General features: G+C 62.9%; 15 protein-coding genes. 10 read left to right on the forward strand and 5 right to left on the reverse strand.

Annotation, left to right across the window (positions count from 1 at the left end; translation table 11 throughout):
- Positions 1-28 precede the first annotated feature (28 nt).
- Positions 29-1,492 carry a hypothetical protein gene (locus tag ACOQPQ_RS04700; protein ID WP_420638290.1) on the forward strand — a complete coding sequence of 488 codons (1,464 nt, stop codon included), beginning with the start codon at positions 29-31 and terminating at the stop codon, positions 1,490-1,492.
- Between the two features lie 81 nt (positions 1,493-1,573).
- On the opposite strand, the gene ACOQPQ_RS04705 is transcribed toward ACOQPQ_RS04700, so the two are convergent.
- Entirely contained in the window at positions 1,574-2,980 is a 1,407-nt protein-coding gene (locus ACOQPQ_RS04705; protein ID WP_420638291.1) for a hypothetical protein, read from the reverse strand.
- Between the two features lie 90 nt (positions 2,981-3,070).
- Here ACOQPQ_RS04705 and ACOQPQ_RS04710 point away from each other — a divergent pair, with 90 nt between their 5' ends.
- Positions 3,071-4,489, forward strand: a complete 1,419-nt coding sequence (locus tag ACOQPQ_RS04710) for a hypothetical protein (RefSeq protein WP_420638292.1) — start codon at positions 3,071-3,073, stop codon at positions 4,487-4,489.
- Positions 4,490-4,529: 40 nt separating this feature from the next.
- On the opposite strand, the gene ACOQPQ_RS04715 is transcribed toward ACOQPQ_RS04710, so the two are convergent.
- Together ACOQPQ_RS04715 and ACOQPQ_RS04720 are read right to left on the reverse strand one after the other, a co-directional pair.
- Complete coding sequence (locus tag ACOQPQ_RS04715) at positions 4,530-4,844, reverse strand: L-rhamnose mutarotase (protein WP_420638293.1); 315 nt, start codon at positions 4,842-4,844, stop codon at positions 4,530-4,532.
- Between the two features lie 95 nt (positions 4,845-4,939).
- Positions 4,940-5,704 carry an SDR family NAD(P)-dependent oxidoreductase gene (locus ACOQPQ_RS04720; protein ID WP_420638294.1) on the reverse strand — a complete coding sequence of 255 codons (765 nt, stop codon included), beginning with the start codon at positions 5,702-5,704 and terminating at the stop codon, positions 4,940-4,942.
- 92 nt (positions 5,705-5,796) lie between these two features.
- On the opposite strand from ACOQPQ_RS04720, the gene ACOQPQ_RS04725 reads away from it, so the two are divergent.
- The 5 genes from ACOQPQ_RS04725 to ACOQPQ_RS04745 all read left to right on the forward strand — a co-directional run bounded on the left by ACOQPQ_RS04725 (position 5,797) and on the right by ACOQPQ_RS04745 (position 10,728).
- A complete protein-coding gene (locus ACOQPQ_RS04725; RefSeq protein WP_420638295.1) occupies positions 5,797-6,891 on the forward strand; it encodes a Gfo/Idh/MocA family protein in 1,095 nt (364 codons plus the stop codon).
- A 108-nt stretch (positions 6,892-6,999) separates the two neighbouring features.
- Positions 7,000-8,004, forward strand: coding sequence for an alpha-ketoacid dehydrogenase subunit beta (locus tag ACOQPQ_RS04730; protein ID WP_420640355.1), 1,005 nt, complete (start codon positions 7,000-7,002; stop codon positions 8,002-8,004).
- Between the two features lie 25 nt (positions 8,005-8,029).
- On the forward strand, positions 8,030-9,022 hold the full coding sequence (locus ACOQPQ_RS04735; protein WP_420638296.1) for a thiamine pyrophosphate-dependent dehydrogenase E1 component subunit alpha: 993 nt from the start codon (positions 8,030-8,032) through the stop codon (positions 9,020-9,022).
- Positions 9,023-9,033: 11 nt separating this feature from the next.
- A complete protein-coding gene (locus ACOQPQ_RS04740) occupies positions 9,034-9,270 on the forward strand; it encodes a biotin/lipoyl-containing protein (RefSeq protein ID WP_420638297.1) in 237 nt (78 codons plus the stop codon).
- A gap of 168 nt (positions 9,271-9,438) precedes the next feature.
- A complete protein-coding gene (locus ACOQPQ_RS04745) occupies positions 9,439-10,728 on the forward strand; it encodes a DUF222 domain-containing protein (RefSeq protein WP_420638298.1) in 1,290 nt (429 codons plus the stop codon).
- Between the two features lie 236 nt (positions 10,729-10,964).
- On the opposite strand, the gene ACOQPQ_RS04750 is transcribed toward ACOQPQ_RS04745, so the two are convergent.
- A complete protein-coding gene (locus tag ACOQPQ_RS04750; RefSeq protein ID WP_420638299.1) occupies positions 10,965-12,218 on the reverse strand; it encodes a hypothetical protein in 1,254 nt (417 codons plus the stop codon).
- A gap of 688 nt (positions 12,219-12,906) precedes the next feature.
- Between ACOQPQ_RS04750 and ACOQPQ_RS04755 the strand changes: the two genes are divergently transcribed.
- Positions 12,907-14,448, forward strand: coding sequence for an Eco57I restriction-modification methylase domain-containing protein (locus ACOQPQ_RS04755; RefSeq protein ID WP_420638300.1), 1,542 nt, complete (start codon positions 12,907-12,909; stop codon positions 14,446-14,448).
- A 57-nt stretch (positions 14,449-14,505) separates the two neighbouring features.
- Positions 14,506-15,438 carry a BsuBI/PstI family type II restriction endonuclease gene (locus ACOQPQ_RS04760; RefSeq protein WP_420638301.1) on the forward strand — a complete coding sequence of 311 codons (933 nt, stop codon included), beginning with the start codon at positions 14,506-14,508 and terminating at the stop codon, positions 15,436-15,438.
- A 420-nt stretch (positions 15,439-15,858) separates the two neighbouring features.
- Here ACOQPQ_RS04760 and ACOQPQ_RS04765 read toward each other — a convergent pair whose 3' ends face one another.
- The gene (locus tag ACOQPQ_RS04765; RefSeq protein ID WP_420638302.1) at positions 15,859-16,875 is read right to left on the reverse strand and encodes a LacI family DNA-binding transcriptional regulator; all 1,017 of its coding nucleotides are present in this window, start codon (positions 16,873-16,875) and stop codon (positions 15,859-15,861) included.
- 180 nt (positions 16,876-17,055) lie between these two features.
- On the opposite strand from ACOQPQ_RS04765, the gene ACOQPQ_RS04770 reads away from it, so the two are divergent.
- Entirely contained in the window at positions 17,056-18,162 is a 1,107-nt protein-coding gene (locus tag ACOQPQ_RS04770; protein ID WP_420638303.1) for a mandelate racemase/muconate lactonizing enzyme family protein, read from the forward strand.
- The last annotated feature ends 25 nt before the right edge of the window (positions 18,163-18,187 follow it).

The following is an 18,187-nucleotide window of genomic DNA, read 5'->3' on the forward strand; positions in this document are numbered from 1 at the left end:
GGCCCCCTTGTTGGTAACGTTTCCAGACGTGACTATACCCAACCCCGACCAGGGCGACCATCCCCGAGCCGTCACGCCCCGAGTCGCAGTCTTCGCTCCCTACTGGACATTTTGGGAGCCCAGCGTCGGACCCGGCTTGCGCTCACGGCGCCGGGAATTGCTGCAGTCGGTGGTCGATCGGCTGCAGGATCATGGTGTGGAGGTGGTGGGGCACACACAGCCGGAACGCAGTCTTGTCGCCGACCCCGACCAGGGTCGACAATGGGCCACCGAGGCCGCGGGGCACGACCCTGACGTCCTGCTGGTGGTCCAAACCATGGCAGCACCCCCCTCCCATGCCCTGGCCGTGCTCGACCACATGGCCCAGCCGGTGGTGATCTGGGCGTTGCAGGACGCCGCCGTGATTCCCGCCGACTTCAGTGCGGGCCACATCACCTCGCTGGGCGCAACCGTGGGAACTCCCATGCTCACCAACGTGCTGCATCGCCTAGAGCGCCCCTTCGAGCTGGTGGTGTCGGCCCCCCACGACGACCAGGCCGCCAGTGCGGTCGCCTCCCGGCTGCGTGCGGGTGCGGTGGCCGGCCGCCTGGTCGGGTCCCGCCTGGCTCGGGTGGGCCGACCGATGGTCGGCTACGCCTGCGTCGACGCCGACGACGAGGAACTGGCCCGGGCCCTGGGTCTGGAGGTGGTGGCCTTGTCCCCTTTGGAGCTGAAGCAGCGTTACGACGCAGTGAGCGACGAAGAACTGGCCCGGCAACGCCGAACGGCCGCCGGTTACCAACAGGAGCCGCCCCCGGATCCAACCGAGAACCTGGATCGCTCCCTTCGGCTGGCCGCTGCTTTGGAGGCCCTGGACCGTGCCGGGGGTTTCGCGGCCGGGGCCATGAACTGCCACGTGCCCGAGATCCGCTTCGGCCCCGACCCCGGGCTCACCCCGTGCTACGGGTTGGGGTGCGAAACCACCCGCGGGGTGCCGTGGAGTTGCACCGGTGATGTGCTCACCGCGGTGGCCCTACTGGTGGGCAAGCAGCTCTCCGGGGCTGCGCTGTATCACGAGGTGGAGGCCATCGACTTTGCGACCGGAGAGGTGGCGGTGGCCAACTCCGGTGAACACGACCTGGGTTGGTGCCCCGCCGACCGGACGCCGTCGTTGGGGCCCAACCCGTGGTTCGCCGCCGATGAGCGCACCGGGTACCGGATTCGATTCGAGCTGCCCGCGGGCCCGGCATCAATGATCGGCTTCGCCCACCAGCCCGACCATCCGTCGGGGTTCGGCTTCGTGGTGGCCGAGGGGCACATCACCGGTCGGGAGCTGCCGGACAATCCCACCGTCGGGGGCATGTTCCGGTTCTCCCACGAGCCCGTGACCGAAGCCTGGACCCGATGGGCGGCGGCCGGGGTCAACCACCACAGCGCCATTTCGCCCGGCCACCTGGGATCGGCGGTGGCCGCCATGGCCAATTTCGCCCGTGTGGGCTGCACGGTCATTTGACCGCCCCGACAAACGAGTCCTCTCTCCAGCTACTGCGGCGACCGAGGCGGGAACAACCCAGCCGAAGCAGCCTTGTCACCCCTACACGGCAGTCCACTCGATACCCAGCAGTTCGGCGGCGCAACCGATCTCCTCGGCCCGGTAACCCGGCAGCAGGGCGGCGTGGTGGGTTGCCCCTGCCCGGCACCAGTCCCGGTAGGCATCGGCCACCGGGGCGCCCGAGAACCGGAACATGGCATTGGGCCCCTCCATCCGATGATGGCGGGAGCCCACGATCTGCCCCTCGGCCACTACCATGCGCCAACCCCCCACAGCCGAGGCCACCGGGGTCAGGCTGGTCAACGTGGCCGGACCTTCGGACAATTCGAAGGCAGCGGCCACACCGGGGCCGTGTTGGCCCCGGTAGTGATCCTCGGGAAGAAGGCGCAGCGGCGCCCCCGGAGCCCGCGCCGCTGGATCGCCTTCCCCACCGTTGGCCACCAGCATCCAGTCGCCCCCGATATCCATCTGGTAGAGCTCGCAGTACAGTGCTGCGCCGGCAATGGCCTTGCCCAACACCAGTGCGATGGCGGTCACGATGTCGCCGGTACACGAGAAGGGCATTCCCCGCGCGCTCAGCCGGGTCACCCCCAAGCAGGCGGTGATGCCCACGTCGGGATTCCAGCGCAACATCGGCCCGTGGCAGTTCACCGTGCCGCCGCACACCTGGCGGGCATCGCACAGCGATTCCAGGGCTGCGCTCAGCCGGCACGACCGGGACAGGACTTCATCGGCAACCGCAGCCGCGTCGGTGTCGGCGTCGGAGCGAACCTCATCGACCACCGCCCCAAGCCGCTCAGGCGACACTTCCTGGAAGGCGACCGCCAGCTCCTCGGCGGCGATGGGCACGGTGCGCACCCCCAGCCGGGCCAGTTCGTCTTCGGTGGCCACCACATCGCCGTAGCCGTCCATGGGCTCCCCAACTTGGAGCAAGGGCTTGGACCTCAGCGTCGCCACCGCGATGGCGGCCCGCAGGGCCCGGTCCAGTGAGGCCTCCAACTCCGGTGACCCCCACTCCCCCACCACGGACGAGAACGGCCGACCCCGGCGTACCAACACGTTGGTGGCCATCACCACGCCCACCGGCAGGCTTCGAGCGGTGGCGGCCTCGGTGTCGTAATCGTCGGGCACCGACCCGGTCTCCTGGGCGCACAACACCACCAGTGGGGCTTCCTGGCCTTCCAGAACTCGCTCCATCCAGGCCGGAGGCGCCGCCATGGTCGGAGCGAACATCACGACATCCACCGATGCGGCAGCCAACACCGCCCCCGCTTCGGCAGCCCGCTCCGGTCCGTCCACCAAAGGGAGCGCCACCACCTCGCCGTGGTCGGCCAGCCGCCGGCGCACTTCATCGGCGAAACGCTCACGACTCTGGCGGAAACCGGCGGGCATGGCGTCGTCGAACAGCCCGAAGTACACCGAGAGCAAGCCGATTTTCGCCTCGGGCATGCGCGCCCTTCTCCTCTGTCCTTGTCCCCGGCCCTGTCGGGAACTGCCTGGAAACGATTCTATGGCCGGAGATTCTGACACAATGCCAGCATGGTCAGCGCTGGAATCGCCCGAGTCGACATCACTCCGTCGCTGCCCATCGACTTGGTGGGCTACTCCCGACGGGTCGCGCCCGCCACCGAGGTCCGGGCGCCCCTCACCGCCACCGCCCTGGTTCTGGACTCGCCCGAGGCCCGCATTGCCATCCTGGCCGCCGATGTGGCCTTTCTGCTCCCGGCCGACGCCGATCGGCTGCGGGCCGAGATCGGCACCGACATCGGCACGCCGGCCGACCACGTGCTCATCAATGTGAGCCACACCCATGCCGGCCCCATGACCCACGAGGGTGGCATCAAGATCGGCGGGCGACAACGGGAACGGTCGGAAACCGAACTGGCCTTCATCGAGGAGTTCCCCCAGAGGCTCCGGCAGGTGGCCGTCTCGGCCGGCCGGCACCTGGAGCCGGTGCGGATCGCCGGGGGTACGGGGACGTTCGACCTGGCCGTCAACCGGCGGGAGAAGAACGCCGAAGGGCGGGTGATACTGGGCTGGAATCCGAACAAGCCGGTGGACCGCGACGTGGGGGTGATGAGGATCGACCGGCTGGACGGGTCGACGCTGGCCGTGGTGGTCAACTTCGCCTGCCACCCGGTGGTGGTCGGCCCCGAGGACGCCGCCGTCAACCCCGACTTTCCCGGACCCATGCGTGCTCTGGTCGAACAGGTGACCGGGGCCACCTGTCTGTTCCTCCAGGGTGCGTGCGGCAACATCTTGCCGCTGCAGGGCTTCTTCGACCACAGCGGCCCCGAGGTCGACTTCGGCCGCAAGTTGGGGGTGGAGGTGCTCCACGTGCTGGATGGTTTGTCGCCCATCGAACACCGGCTGGAGCGGATCGACTACGGCTCGGTCACCCCCATCGTGTTGCACCGACAGGTGGCCCTTGATCCGCAGCCGACCCAGGAACTGCGGGCCGCGGGCCGTATCGTGCACCTCCCGCTCAAGCCCCTGCCCACCGTTGCCGACCTTGAGGCCGAGCGGGACGGCTACCGGGACCACCTGGACCGCGCGGAGGCCGACGGAGCCGACCAGGTCACGCTCAACCCCATCGAATACCACCTGAACTGGGCTGAGGATGCCCTCGAACAGTTACGTGAGGGCGAGGCGGCGTGTGAGGTACCGGCCTTCGTGCAGGCCCTGCGGATCGGTGACACCGTGATCGCCACCATGCCCGGTGAGGCTTTCTCGGAATTGGCGCTCCAGGTGAAACAGCGGTCAGGGGCGGCCACCACGCTGTTCGCGGGCTACGCCAACGGGGTGTTGACCTACCTGCCCGCGGCGGCCGAATACCCCGACGGCGGCTACGAATGCGACTACGCCCACCACTCCTACGGGCTCGTTGAGCAGATCGCCCCCGAGAGCGAGCGCATCCTGGTGGACGCCTGCATGGAGCTGATCAACGCCGTCTGCTGAGGTCGGGTCCCAGTGAGGCCGGCGCTCAGGTGGGGACTGATCAGTCCAGGTGCCACACTTCGTCGGCCCAGTAGAGGTTGCCGTCCTCGTCGGCCAGGCTCACGATCACTTCCTCGAACCACTTGGCCCAGCGGGCGTTGACCTCGGTCTCGCCGATCTTGGCGAACGCGGTCTCCACGTCGGGGTGGCATTCCACGTAGGCCATGATCTGGGTGCCCCGCCGAAACAGGGTGTAGTTCTTCAACCCGGCGTCCTGGATGGCCTCCACCAACTCGGGCCAGATTTCGTCATGGCGCTTCTTGTACTCATCGGCCGCATCGGGATAGATCTCGAAGGTGAAGCATGCTCGTTCCATAGGAGCAACCTACCGCCGGCCGCGAAACGTTTCCAGCGCCCTCCACCCGCAGGTGAGCAACGGCGCGCCGAGCCTCAGCGGCGACTCGACCGAGCTCAATCGATGAGAAAGCCGCCGTTCACGTCCATCACCTCGCCGGTGATATAGCCCGCCTCCTCGCCGGCCAGGAACCGCACGGCCTGGGCCACGTCGGCGGGCTGCCCCAGGCGCCCCACGGGAATCTGGTCGGCCAGGTCGGCGATTCCGGCCACCATGTCGGTCTCGATCAGGGCCGGCGCCAGGGCATTGGCGGTGATGCCCCATTGGGCGTAGCTGCCGGCGATGGCCTTGGCCAACGTCATCACCCCGGCCTTCGCCGCGCCGTAAGCGGCGCAGTCCTTGGCCCCGCCGGTCTTTCCCGCGCTCGACCCCATGCAAATGATGCGCCCCCAACCCTGCCGACGCATATGGGGCAGCGCCCGCCGACTGCACAGGAAGCTCCCGGTGAGATTCACGGCGATCATCCGGTTCCACGACTCCAACGAAGTCTCCTCCAACGGTTCCAGGGCGAAGATCCCGGCGTTGTTCACCAGGATGTCCACCCCACCCCAGACCGATTCCACCCGGGAATACGCGGCGTCCACCGACTGCTCGTCGGTCACATCACATTCCACGAACAAGGTGTTGGCCCCCTGGTCGGGCCGGACCGGCTCCTTCGGCACCTCGATGTCGAAGATGGCCACCCGGGCTCCGTCGGCCACCAGCACCTCAGCGATGGCTCGACCGATACCCCGTCCACCTCCGGTCACCACCGCCGTGCGGTCGGCCACTCCCCTGCGCCCGGCCGGTTCCTGCTGTTCTTGTGTCTCCGTGTTCGCCATATCGCCTGCTCCCCGCCGCCTTCACTTGTTTGCGCGCCCGACGTGTGCTTCCTACGCTTGGAAACGTTACCGGAGCACGGGGAGGTGCGGCTGTGGCGAGCAGGAACGTCCGGGTCGGAGTGATCGGCGCCGGGTCATGGGCGGTCAGCAACCACATCCCCGTCCTGGCCCAACGAGACGACGTGGAGCTGGTATCGGCGGTCCGCAAGGGACGCGAGGCGCTGGAGGCCATCGGCAGTCGATTCGGTTTCACCCACCTCAGCGAAGACTACCGGGACGCCCTCGAGCAGGGCCTGGACGCAGTGGTGGTGGCCAGTCCCTCCGGGATGCACCACGAACACGCCAAGGCGGCCATGGAGGCCGGTGCCAACGTGCTGTGCGAGAAGCCCTTCACCGTGGATCCGGCCCACGCCTGGGACTTACACCACACCGCCGATCGGCTGGGCCGCCACCTGCTGTTGTCGTTCGGCTGGAACTACGGACCGCTGGCCCAGGAGGCCAAGCGGCTGATGGACCAAGAGGGCGGAGTGGGCCAGGTCGAACACGTCATGGTGGCCATGGCGTCGGGAACCCGTGAGTTGCTCACCTCCACCGGGGGTGGCGGTTACGAGGGGTCGGCCGAGGGCTTCGCGCCGGAAGCCGACACCTGGACCGATCCGGCCATGTCCGGTGGCGGGTACGCCCCCGCCCAGATTTCCCACGCCATGGGCCTGGCCATGTGGCTGACCGACATCCGGGCCCAACAGGTGTTCGCCTTCATGAACAACATGGGCACGGCGGTCGACCTCCATGACGCCATCTCCGTGCGCTACACCTCGGGGGCCACCGGATCGATCAGCGGGGCCAGTTGCCCCGGTCCGGCCAACGCCATCGACGCCCCCGACGAGCCCTGGCCCCGGCACCAACTCCAGCTGCGCCTCTACGGATCGGAGGGCCAATTGATCGTCGACCTGGAGCGCGACTTCCTGTGGCTGTACCGCAACGACGGGCTCGACCTGAAGGTGGAGTTGCCCCCCAGCGCCGGCCTGTACTTGTGCGATGGCCCGCCCAACACCCTGGTCGACCTCACCGCAGGTCGTGACGTGCCCAACCACTCCCCTGCCGAACTCGGGGCCCGCACCGTGGAGATCGTGGAGGCCGCCGTGCGCAGCGCCACCACCGGTACCATCGCCCAGGTCCAGTCCTGAACACCAACTCCTCCGGCTCTCCGTCTTGCTGATGTCCCGCACCGTCACGCCTCCGGAAGTCAACCGCTCAAGAGTCCGCCATTGGGAAGGGAGCCCTTTGTGCCCCGTATGAGAATGAACCAGGCCATATCGGTGGCCATAGCCGACGAGATGCGGGCCAACCCCGACGTCATCGTGTTGGGCGAGGACGTGGCGGTGGCCGAAGGCCCGTTCAAGACGTCGGAGGGCCTGTTGGAGGAGTTCGGACCGCTGCGGGTGCGGGACACGCCCATTTCCGAGATGGGATTCCTGGGCGCGGCAGTCGGCGCGGCAGCCACCGGGCTGCGGCCGGTGGTGGAGATCATGTTCGTTGAGTTCCTCGGAGTCGCGTTGGATCAACTCTCCACCGAAGGGGCCAAGTTCCACTACCTGTCAGGGGGCCGGGTCACGGTGCCGCTCACCGTTCGGGCATCGGTGGGGGCGGGCCTGGGCTTCGGAACGCAGCACTCGCAGACACTGGAGAGCTGGGTGCTGGGCACACCGGGGCTCAGGCTGGCGGTGGCCTCGGGGCCGGCCAACGCCTACGGGCTGATGAGAGCCGCCATTCGCGACGACAACCCCACCGTGGTGCTCGAGCCCCGACGGCTGTACGCCCGTCGTGAGCCGGTGACCACCGGGGAGGAGGGCATCCTCCCGCTGGGTGTCGCCCGCCGGGTGGCCGAAGGAGGCGACGCCACCGTGGTGGCCCTGGGCTCCATGGTGGGCGCGGCCCTGGAGGCCGCGGAGGCGGCCCCTTGGTCGGCCGATGTGATCGACCTGCAGTCTCTCCAACCCTGGGACCGTGACGCGGTGTGTGCGTCGGTGGCTCGAACCGGTCGGCTCGTCACCGTGGAGGAGAATCCCCTTACCGGTGGTTGGGGGGCCGACATCGTCGCCGCGGTGGTGGCCGAGGTGTTCGACGATCTTGAGGCCCCGCCGCTGCGCATCACCGCCCCTGATGTGCCCGTGCCCTTCGGCAAGGAACTGGAAGAACGGTACATGCCGTCACCGACCTACATCGGCGAGCAAGTGTTCCGGCTGCTGGATTCCGGGCAAGTACCGCCTCCCTGGTGGGAAGGCCGTGTTACGGCATGAGCATGAGACCTCGAAGGAGCAACCCATGAGCACACCGGCTGAGCGAGTCGAGCGTCGGGAGCAGGTGCAGCAAGACCGTCTGGCCCGCTACGACCGCATGGTGGAGATCCGAGCGCTGGAGCACAAGATTCAGGCGCTCTTCGATGAGGGTCTGGTCCACGGCACCACCCATCTGTGTCTCGGTCAGGAAGCAGTGGCTGTGTCCGTGGCCGCCGCCACCCGCCGAAGCGACACGGTGACCTGCACTTACCGCGGGCACGGCGTGGCCCTGGCCCTGGGCCTGACCCCCCTCGACCTGTTGGCCGAAGTGCTGGGCCGCCAAGCGGGCTCGATCGGGGGCGTGGGTGGGTCCATGCACCTGAGCGACCCCGACATCGGGTTGCTGCCCACCTTCGCCATCGTGGGTGCCGGGATCCCGGTGGCGGTCGGGGCCGCTCTCACCGCCCAAGTGCGCCAAACCGACGATGCCGCAGTAGCCGTCTTCGGCGACGGTTCCACCAACATCGGCGCCTTCCACGAGGCCCTGAACCTGGCCGCCATTTGGAAGCTGCCGGTGGTCTTCGTCTGTGAGAACAATCAGTACGGCGAGTACAGCCGCATCGACCTCACCACCCCGGTGGCCGACATCGCCGTCCGGGCCGCAGCCTACGCCATCCCTGGTGAGATCGCCGACGGGCAGGATCCCGACGCGGCCACCGCTGCGGTGGCCGATGCTGTGGAGCGGGCCCGCAGTGGTGGCGGGCCCACCCTGGTCGAGCTGAAGACCTACCGATACGCCGGCCACTCCCGGGCCGACACCGCCCCCTACCGACCCGAAGGGGAGTACGAGCGGTGGTACGAGAGGGATCCCATCGTCACCTATGGCCGCCGCCTCGTGAAGGAGGGGTTGCTGAGCAGCGACGGCCCCGAGGCCGTGGAGGCGGCGGTGACGCAGCGCATCGACGCCGCCGTGGAAGCCGCCGTGGCCAGCCCACCGGCGTCCGTCGACGCCATGTTCGCCCACGTGCTCGCCCCTTAGAGCAACCCCTCGTGCGTTACACCGTCAAGCTTCCCAAGATGGGCGACACCACCGAGGAGGTGGTCATCCTGCAGTGGCTGGCCGAAGTAGGGGACACCGTGGCTGTCGGCGACGAACTACTCGAGGTGGAAACCGACAAAGTGGACGCCGACGTGCCCTCACCGGTGTCGGGAACCCTGGTCGAACAGTTGGTGGCCGTGGACGACGAAATCACCATCGGCACCCCTATCGCCATCATCGACGGCTGAGGTCCAGCCTAACCACAACAGCGGACGGAACCTGTTTCAATGCCTGGACACAGCCCCCTTTATGGACCCCTCTTCCTCAAAGATGAAGTAGGCTTTCCACCCTATTGCCTCGATTTTATTCCCTAATTTTGGGGGGATGTTGTCACCCGCCCCGGTATACTTTCATGCATGGAGTTTGGATCTTCTGACAGCACAACTGCTGGCCCGCCGGGCCGGGTGCGGGATGCGGTGGCGGCGATGGTTGCCGAGTTCGAGTTGCAGGATTATTCGGAGTTGGATGCCCCTGGGGTGATCAAGAGGGTGTTGGAAACCGACACGGTCCGCCGCCAGATCGAAGCGCACCTGGCCGGGTTGTTGGTCCGGCTAGGCGAACTCGCCGGCGACGAAACCGTGGAAGCGGTCTGCCAACAGTTCGGTTTGGCTTCCCGCAAGGCCAAGCGTCAGGCCAAGACAGCCAAGGGGTTGCGGTCACTGCCGGATGTGTTGGATGCCGCCCGCGATGGGTTCATCACCATGGACCACGCCGAGTTGATCGCCGCCTCCCACGAACGCGCCCCCCTTCGCGACGGTGACGGGTACGAGCTGGTCAAGTTGGCCCTGACCCAGTCGTTCGACCAGTTCCGCCGGTCGTTGGCAACCATGGAGAACCAACGCATGGCCGCCGGTGGGATGACCCGCACCGAACGCCAACACGCCCGGCGCACCGCCAAAGTGTTCGACGGGGACAACGACATGGTCATCCTCCACGCCGAACTCGACACCATCAACGGTCAACGCGTCAAAACCGCACTCTCGGCCATGAACACCCGACTCCTCCACCACGACAGCAAGACCGGCCAAGAACGGTCGTTCGAGCAACGCAACGCGGATGCCCTCGTCGCCCTCATCACCCAACAACCCGCAGGCAACCGCCCCGACACCGACGGCGAGGCTTCCAACGGCACCAATTGCGGGCCAGCCCCGCAGAAGACAACCCTTTTGGTCACCGCCGAATGGGATCCCATCCACGGGGTGCTCCAAGACGCCGAACTCATCGACGGCACCCCCATCGACATCGAAGAACTCCGCCGCCTGGCCTGCGACGCCGACATCCTCCCCACCATCTTCGGCACCGACGGCCAACCCCTCTACCTCGGCCGCACCCAACGAGCCCCCAACCAAGCCCAACGCCTCGCCCTGTACGCCAGGGACCAGGCCTGCGTCGACTGCGGCCTCGCCGCCCAAGCGTGTGAGATCCACCACATCCAACCCTGGGAACACGGCGGACCCACCAACATCGACAACCTCGTCCTCCTCTGCCCCACCTGCCACCGCAAAACCCACCGCAACGACCACCACCACGGCTACCCCAATCCGCGCCGAAGAACGGCCCGGCACCCAGCCGAACCCAACAAAAGAGCCCCGAACCCGACGTCACAGCATCAACACGTAGAGCCCGAAACCGTCTCACTGTCCTGATTGATTGCCTGCTTGCTTGATTGTCCGGACCCGAGAACTCGCCAACGCACCCACACCCGCACGCTCTGACACGTGAACGTAATTTGCCCACCGCATGTTCGGTGGAGGCATCTACCCTTGGACTTCCATCTCCATCTGGAGGCAACCTCCGGTCCACGCTGCCTGGTCACCGGACGTACACCCCACGCAACTTTCGCTCGGGTATTTCTGGTATCCACGAGACTGTTTCTCTGCTACTACAGCAGGGAATGGGATTCAGCCCCCTCGGCGCTCGCATATTCCGAGGCGTATTGGACTGTCAACGATGTGGCTAGCATCACTGCGACCAGGGCTTGGAACGGGGAAAACACCCCTTCATGACCGACGGCGTGAGAGGTAGGGTGGCGTGCGAAGTGATTGGGAGGGTCGTCGCCACTGTTGGGGTACCAGGCAGCAAAGGCGAGGAACAACGGGCGAAGTGTGAGGTGCTCGGCCACAAACTGTAGCTGGAGGTCATCGAAGTCGCCCTGAGCTTCTGCCTTTGCATGCTCACGGCCATTCCTGCCATGGAGGCCGAGGATAATGCTATCGATGATATTTGACGCGTGAGATTGCGCGGGCCCCTCAAGATCGGCGCGCATCGCGGCAATGGCACTATGGCACTGCAAGGCCCACTCATGTGTGATCGGACCAAGTGCCCTTTCACAATCATCAAGGATCTCGTCACAATGATCGGACAGGATTCCGATACGTGTATCTGGTCCGTCAGCCTCGATAAGCAGCAAGACCAGTTCGGGCCGTGGCACCCAGCTAAGCGGTATCCCCTCTTCGAATGTTAACCTTGCTACCTCATCTAATATCTCAAGTACCTCTCTGGTAGCTAAGTTAGATGGGAGCCAACTCGATAGGCCCACATAGAGTTTGCGGATATCGATTGTGGGAAGCTCGAATGAGATCCTCTTTGAGACCTGTGCCAACAGGTCGACTAGCTCGCTAGAAGACTCTCCGATGCTGGCAGCTGCGCGCGCCAATGAATCAGACACCCCGCGAGATAGCTCTCTGAGAGTCGCAGCATCGCTTGTCAAGTCATTGAGCGCTAATCTTGCCGAGACTGCATCGCTTAGTGCTGAGAAATTGATGAGACTAGCGGAGGGTTCCCCCAACTGCTTCTGAAGAGCATTCAACTGAGGGGCAATATTCTCGCCCACAATTGCTTTGTGGATCGCGGCAATGCGGGAGAAGTCGACCGAACGGGCGAAGCTCTCGGCTACTTTCTCCTGAACCTCCATGATAGTCTCGGAAACAGGCCAGTCCCCTGCGGCTCGCAGGGCAGCATGGATTGCCGAGTAGTCGATGGTTGCAAGGCTGCGCTGCACATGCGTCAGTGCTTCAAGAGCTGAGAGGGCCCTGCGAGAATCGAAACCACTATCCCCCGCCGCTCCCTGGTCGCGGCCCTCCTCCCCGACAATCTCCCCTACAGGGGAGCCTGGCATCTCGCGATCATCGCTCACAGCTCCAGTATGCCACCGGAACGTCCACCATTTCGTACCATTTCAGCAATCATCACCACAGGACTGGGCCACCGGAACAAGCAGCGGGGCGTCGAGTTCGAGCAGGACCAGGCCGGGGCGGAGGCCCCTCCGGGGAGCTTTGCCGGATGTGGCCGGATGTGGCGGTGAGGCCAGCTCTTGCCAGAACGCAGACAGGATTGGGGCTGTGCGGCCCGGCCCCCCTCTTCCTCTGGCGGCCACCACAACGGCGCCGGTTGGGCTTACCGGTGTGGCTGAGGCCACCCGGTAGCAGAACCGATGCGGCCTCCCGTTTCCGGGAACTATCCCAGCGTAGGCTGGGACCTTGGCGAAGGCGAGTAGCCGACAGCTTGGGGGTGGGTAACCAGCCACCGGGCTGACACCCGGTGCATGAGCTCACACCCAGAGGCTGAAGGCGATGTCGCAGTGGCGTTCACCTAGTGGCGTGACATCGAGCGGTCGCACCGCAACCTCGCTCTTCGGTGTTCGCAACAGTTCCGCCGCGACCACCGATGGAGCCCGCCCTCCCATCCAGACACACACCAGGTTCACCCGGAAGACCTCCCGTTGCAAGACCCTGAGCGCTACCATCAGACCCACCACCCAAGGAGGGGCCTACATGACTGGCCCCTGAAATCGCAGGATGCACCAAGATGGTCACCGTGGGTCCATGAATCACGAAGAACGAGCTGCTAGCTTGAATCAGATGAACACGGGATTACTGGCCGGGCTCGAAGAGCGCCGCCTCAAGTGGAGCATGAACGAAGACACCACTATGAGGTCGCATCTCGGCCAATTTTTTACCCCAGAAGAAGTAGCAGTCTTCATGGCCAACATGCTCGAAGTAACTCCTAATCCAGTTCGACTTCTTGATCCCGGTGCGGGAATAGGTTCACTTGCCGCAGCCGCCACTGCTCGCTGGCACAATGACGGAGGTGGGGCACTAGAAGTGTCCGCCGTCGAATCAGATCCGCGACTTCATCTTCCTCTAAGACAAACTCTTACCCAGTTCAGCCAAATCCACGATATGACGAGCACTATCATTCCACATGACTTTATGGGATGGGCTACTAACCAAATGGGTGCTCCTGCATTCCAGCAACCCTCATCATTTGATGTTGTCATAATGAATCCACCCTATAGGAAGATTCACTCTACCTCAGGAGAACGACGGATATTGGCTGATATGGGCATAAGAGTTCCCAACCTCTATGCGGCATTTGTTGCTCTTGCTATTGCGCTCCTTAAGAGAGGTGGTCAAATCGTCGCCATAACACCACGTAGCTTTACCAATGGTCCATATTTCAGAGAGTTCCGCAATTATTTGCTCAAGGAAATGGGGTTACATCATATTCATCTCCTAGACTCAAGAGACATAGCCTTTGCTGACAGCAACGTATTACAGGAGAATGTGATATTCTATGGTATTCGTAGGGATCACCCAGAGTCAATTCTAATCTCCGCCAGCAAATCAGTTACCGAACCTATCACAGCCCGAAGAGTGCCACGTGAGGAGGTGATCCGCCCAAGAGATCCTGAGTCATTCATCCACATAGCGCCCACTGAGGAATCTGCAGAATATGCACGCCAGATCCTGCAATTGCCCCTTCGGTTGCCAGAACTCAACTTACAAGTATCAACAGGTCCAGTCGTCGACTTCAGAGTGAAGGAACACTTACGACAACAGCCCAACTACAAGACGGTCCCACTCATCTACCCAACCCATCTTCGCGAAGGAAGTGTGGTATGGCCGCAGGAAAATGGACGAAAGCCAAATGCCCTTGTCCGGTGCGATGCAACTGAAGGGCTGTTGATGCCATCAGGGTACTATGTTCTAACAAAGCGGTTCAGCTCTAAGGAAGAACGACGTCGGGTCACAGCAACTGTTGTTGCAGGGAGCGACTTTTCTTGCGAGGCAGTAGCATTTGAGAATCACCTCAATGTGTTCCACCACTTTGGTCAGGGCCTGTCAGAATCACTTGCACGAGGATTAGCGCTATTTCTGAACACGACGACGGTTGATCAGTACTTTCGGCAATTTAATGGTCATACTCAAGTGAATGCAACTGATCTGCGGAATTTGCGATACCCTACTCTCGAGACTCTTATACAAATCGGGAATCTTGCTAGACCAGGCATGGTGCAAGTAGAAATTGATGACTTAGCCTTTGAGCATATATCAACTTTCTCCAGCAAACAAAGTGCAGAATAGCTAGTTGGCTTCTTCAATGGGATTCAATGAACTCACTTCAAGAAAGCCGCTAGAACTATGACTGCAATTGATAGGCGTCGAAGAATCCAAGACATCTTGACTCGTCTAGGACTGTACACAGCGGAACGTGAGGAGTGCATCATTGCACTAATAGATGATGAGTCAGCAAGTCCTTTTTCTGCATTGGCTGTTGCTGGATATAAGTTCAGCGCAGGAGCAGGGACCCAGCAGATCTTTCGTGCCATTGCCCCTCAATTGGGGAAGACTTCTATAGATCGTGAGGCACGCGATACCATTATGCTCCCACTCCGTGAGGTCGGAATACTTGGCATTGCATATGTAAATACTAAAGAATGTACAATCACATATAACTATTGGCACCCCAAGAGTCCCAACAATGTCTACTTTGTCATCGATGAATTCAGAAGCTTGTTGCGGTCTAGCGAAGATACCTTCTTTGCTAAATTTGAAACTTGGATTCAATCAGAACAGATGCGATTACTGCGGCTAGCTTCATCTGAGGCTGCTGCGGCAGCCTCTCATCTGGAGGAACGACTAGTGCCACTCACTGTAAACACCTATTGCGCAGACTTTCTGCCCACATACGAAGTAGTGTTTATAGATGATACTGACACTAGAAGTGATTCCGAGTGGTCCAGAAATATAGACATTTATAACCTTCCTTTGGACCTTTCTAGTAGATGGCCAGATATCATATTGCGAGACCAAAAGACTAGTTGCTATTGGATAGTTGACTGCGTTGAATCTGATGGGGAAATTGATGCCATACGTAAGGATGAGATTCAACGCGCATTTGAGGCCCGTGGGCATCAGATTACTGGCTATACTACAGTCTACAGAACCATAAGTCGCTTCGCCCAAAGGCAGCGAGGCAGGGATAATATTGCCCCTGGCACCTTTGTCTGGATAATGGAGCTTGGAGCTGCTCACTGGCCAAAGATAGTACCCCACGAAGAAAAGGCTCTCTGACTGGATTGAATTTGTCTAGACTTGAGTTATATGGTCATGTTTTTTGCTCATCAAATATGGCAAGGGTCGGCCATTAGATGATGCCCCAAATTGGATGATGTTTCGAGTAACAGTTCATGTGGATAGGTGAGTCTTGATTCCTATCGGATGCAGGCTGGTTCGGCCAGAGCATCTTGCTTGACTGACAGCTTGTTCTATCTTGTTCATTGAAACTTGGCCACCTTTCTGTCGCTAATAGCCATTTTTCTCCGATCTTGGATAGGGATGTTGGAAATCCTAAAGTCAAGGCTTCTCTGATCTATGGTATTGGCAGCAGCATCTATCTTCTATTTCAATGAGTACTCCATCTTGTGGATGTAACCTCTGGCCAGCGCATCTTGCAGGATAGCGGAATCAAGTAGATCCAACATAGGGATCTAGCTAATGGTCGCGTACCGGTTGGGTGGAGTCTCGGATGATCAGGGTGGTGGGAACGGAGGTCACTCGGGGACGGTCACCGCCGGCCAGAAGATCCAGCAACAGGCCCGCTGCGGCCTCGCCCATCTGCACGGCGTCTCGGTCGATGACGGTAATCGGCGGTGAATGCAACTCGGTGAGGGGGACGTCGTCGCAGGAGACCAACGAAAGGTCTTGGCCCACCGATCGACCGGCATCACGAAGGGCCCGCAGCACCCCGGTGAGCAACAGGTTGCCCCCGGCCACGATGGCGCTCGGCGGTTCGGCCAGGGCCAGTAGCTCCGCCGTGGCCTCCTGACCGAAGCGGGCCGAGAAGCTCCCGAAGCGCAGCAGTTCCTCGGGCACTGGCAGACCCCGTCCTTCGAAAGCAGCCTGAAACCCTTGCAAGCGCTCGCGCACCGGTCGCAAGCTGGGCGCCCCCGAGATGAGCGCGATCCGGGAATGGCCCAAGTCCAAAAGGTGGTTGGTGGCTGCTTGCATGCCGTCGGCGTGGTCGGAGAACACCGCCGAGGCAGTGTGTATGCCTCGGACCTCGCGGTCGATCAGCACAACCGGCTCGGACAGTTTCGACAATTCGGCCGCTGTGCCCGGCCAACCCTCGTCGGCCACCGACAGGATGAGCCCGTCGATGCGACGGCGCCGCAGCAGCCGAATCATGGCCTCGTCCCGTTCGGAGTTCCCCTCCGAATTGGTGAGCACCATCGAGTAACCGGCCTCGTCCAGACGGCGCTCGGCACCCAGGGCGATTTCGGCAAACAGGGGATTGGAGATGTCGCTGGCAATGAATCCCACGGTTCGGGTCGAGCCCCGGCGGAGGCTCGAAGCCAGCAGGTTGGGCTCATAGCCCACCGCTTCGATGGCGTCGTGAACCTGCCGGCGCATGGCCTCGCTCACGTCGGGATGATTGTTCAGCACCCGCGACACCGAAGACAGCGCCACCCCGGCGTGCGCCGCCACCTCCTTCATGGTGGCTCCCCTCATGACGTCATCACCGCGTCGAACCATGGCGTTCACCCATATCCCTTCTCTCCCTTCCTGATTGCCCTGCAGATTGTTCTCTTGCCTCGCGCCCAGACCCTGCTCCTGTACCGGAAGCGGGTTGGTCGGCTGAAAACGTTACCGGTACTGTTTCTGGCGAGATAGGAAGAGGTGGCCAAGATCGTGAAAATCGAGCGTATCGAGGTCATACCCATCGTGGTTCCGCTGGCGGAGACCTTCCGGGGTTCAAAGTACTCCATGTCGGAGCGGGCCACGCTGATCACCCGGGTTCACACCGACGACGGGGTGGTGGGCGAGTGCTACAACGGTGACGAGCCCGACACCCAGCACGAGATCGCCCGGATCATTCTGGACGAGTTGCTTCCCCTGGTGAGGGGCCGCGATCCCCTGCTGGTGGAACAGTGCTGGGAGGCCATGCTCCCCCCCACCTACGACATCCTGCGCAACCGTAAGCTGGTGGTCATGGCCATGGCCGCGGTGGATTCCGCCCTCTGGGACGTGGCCGGCAAGGTGGCCGGACTACCGGTCTACCAGCTCTGGGGGGGCTACCGCAGCGAACTGCCCATTGTGGCCATCGGGGGCTACTACGGCAAGACCGATGCCCAACTGGCCGCCGAGATGGAGGACTACCTCGACATGGGCCTCGGCGGCTGCAAGCTCAAGATCGGCGGTCTCTCCCCCGCCGAGGACGCCCACCGGTTCAAGGTGGCCCAAGCCGCAGCCGGAGATGGTTTTGTCTTCACGGTGGACGCCAACCAGGGGTACACCGTGGCCGAGGCCGTGGAGTTCGTGCGCCTGGTGGGGGCCGAGCACATTCGGTGGTTCGAGGAACCCGTTCGGTGGTACAACGACGTTCGGGGCATGCGCGATGTGCGGCTCATGGCGGGCGTGCCGGTGGCCGCCGGGCAGAGCGAGTTCAACCGCCAAGACGCCGGTGAACTCATGAGTGCCGGCGCCATCGACGTGTGCAACTACGACGCCTCTTGGGGGGGCGGTCCGACCGAGTGGCGTCGCATCGCCGGAATGGCCCGGGTATTCGGCGTGGAGATGGGCCACCACGAGGAGGCCCAAATCGCCGCCCACATGTTGGCCTCAGTTCCCCACGGAACGTTCGTGGAGGTCTTCCACCCCACCCGTGACCCACTCTTTTGGGATCTGGTGTCCAATCGGCCCCCCATCGCCAACGGCATGTACCCCGTTCCCAGCGGCCCCGGCTGGGGCCTCGAACTGGACTGGGACTACGTGGAACGCCACCGCGCCGACAAATAGCGGTCTGGCGACTCGCAGGATCCGG

The organism is Candidatus Poriferisocius sp. (assembly GCF_965219775.1).
Taxonomy (GTDB): domain Bacteria; phylum Actinomycetota; class Acidimicrobiia; order Acidimicrobiales; family Bin134; genus Poriferisocius.

Coding starts and splice junctions, on each gene's coding strand:
- ACOQPQ_RS04720 (WP_420638294.1), bottom strand. CDS start 5,704: ATGGCGAACACGGAGACACAAGAACAGCAGGAACCGGCCGGGCGCAGG.
- ACOQPQ_RS04730 (WP_420640355.1), top strand. CDS start 7,000: ATGAGAATGAACCAGGCCATATCGGTGGCCATAGCCGACGAGATGCGG.
- ACOQPQ_RS04705 (WP_420638291.1), bottom strand. CDS start 2,980: ATGCCCGAGGCGAAAATCGGCTTGCTCTCGGTGTACTTCGGGCTGTTC.
- ACOQPQ_RS04765 (WP_420638302.1), bottom strand. CDS start 16,875: ATGAGGGGAGCCACCATGAAGGAGGTGGCGGCGCACGCCGGGGTGGCG.
- ACOQPQ_RS04735 (WP_420638296.1), top strand. CDS start 8,030: ATGAGCACACCGGCTGAGCGAGTCGAGCGTCGGGAGCAGGTGCAGCAA.
- ACOQPQ_RS04715 (WP_420638293.1), bottom strand. CDS start 4,844: ATGGAACGAGCATGCTTCACCTTCGAGATCTATCCCGATGCGGCCGAT.
- ACOQPQ_RS04755 (WP_420638300.1), top strand. CDS start 12,907: ATGAATCACGAAGAACGAGCTGCTAGCTTGAATCAGATGAACACGGGA.
- ACOQPQ_RS04745 (WP_420638298.1), top strand. CDS start 9,439: ATGGAGTTTGGATCTTCTGACAGCACAACTGCTGGCCCGCCGGGCCGG.
- ACOQPQ_RS04710 (WP_420638292.1), top strand. CDS start 3,071: ATGGTCAGCGCTGGAATCGCCCGAGTCGACATCACTCCGTCGCTGCCC.
- ACOQPQ_RS04760 (WP_420638301.1), top strand. CDS start 14,506: ATGACTGCAATTGATAGGCGTCGAAGAATCCAAGACATCTTGACTCGT.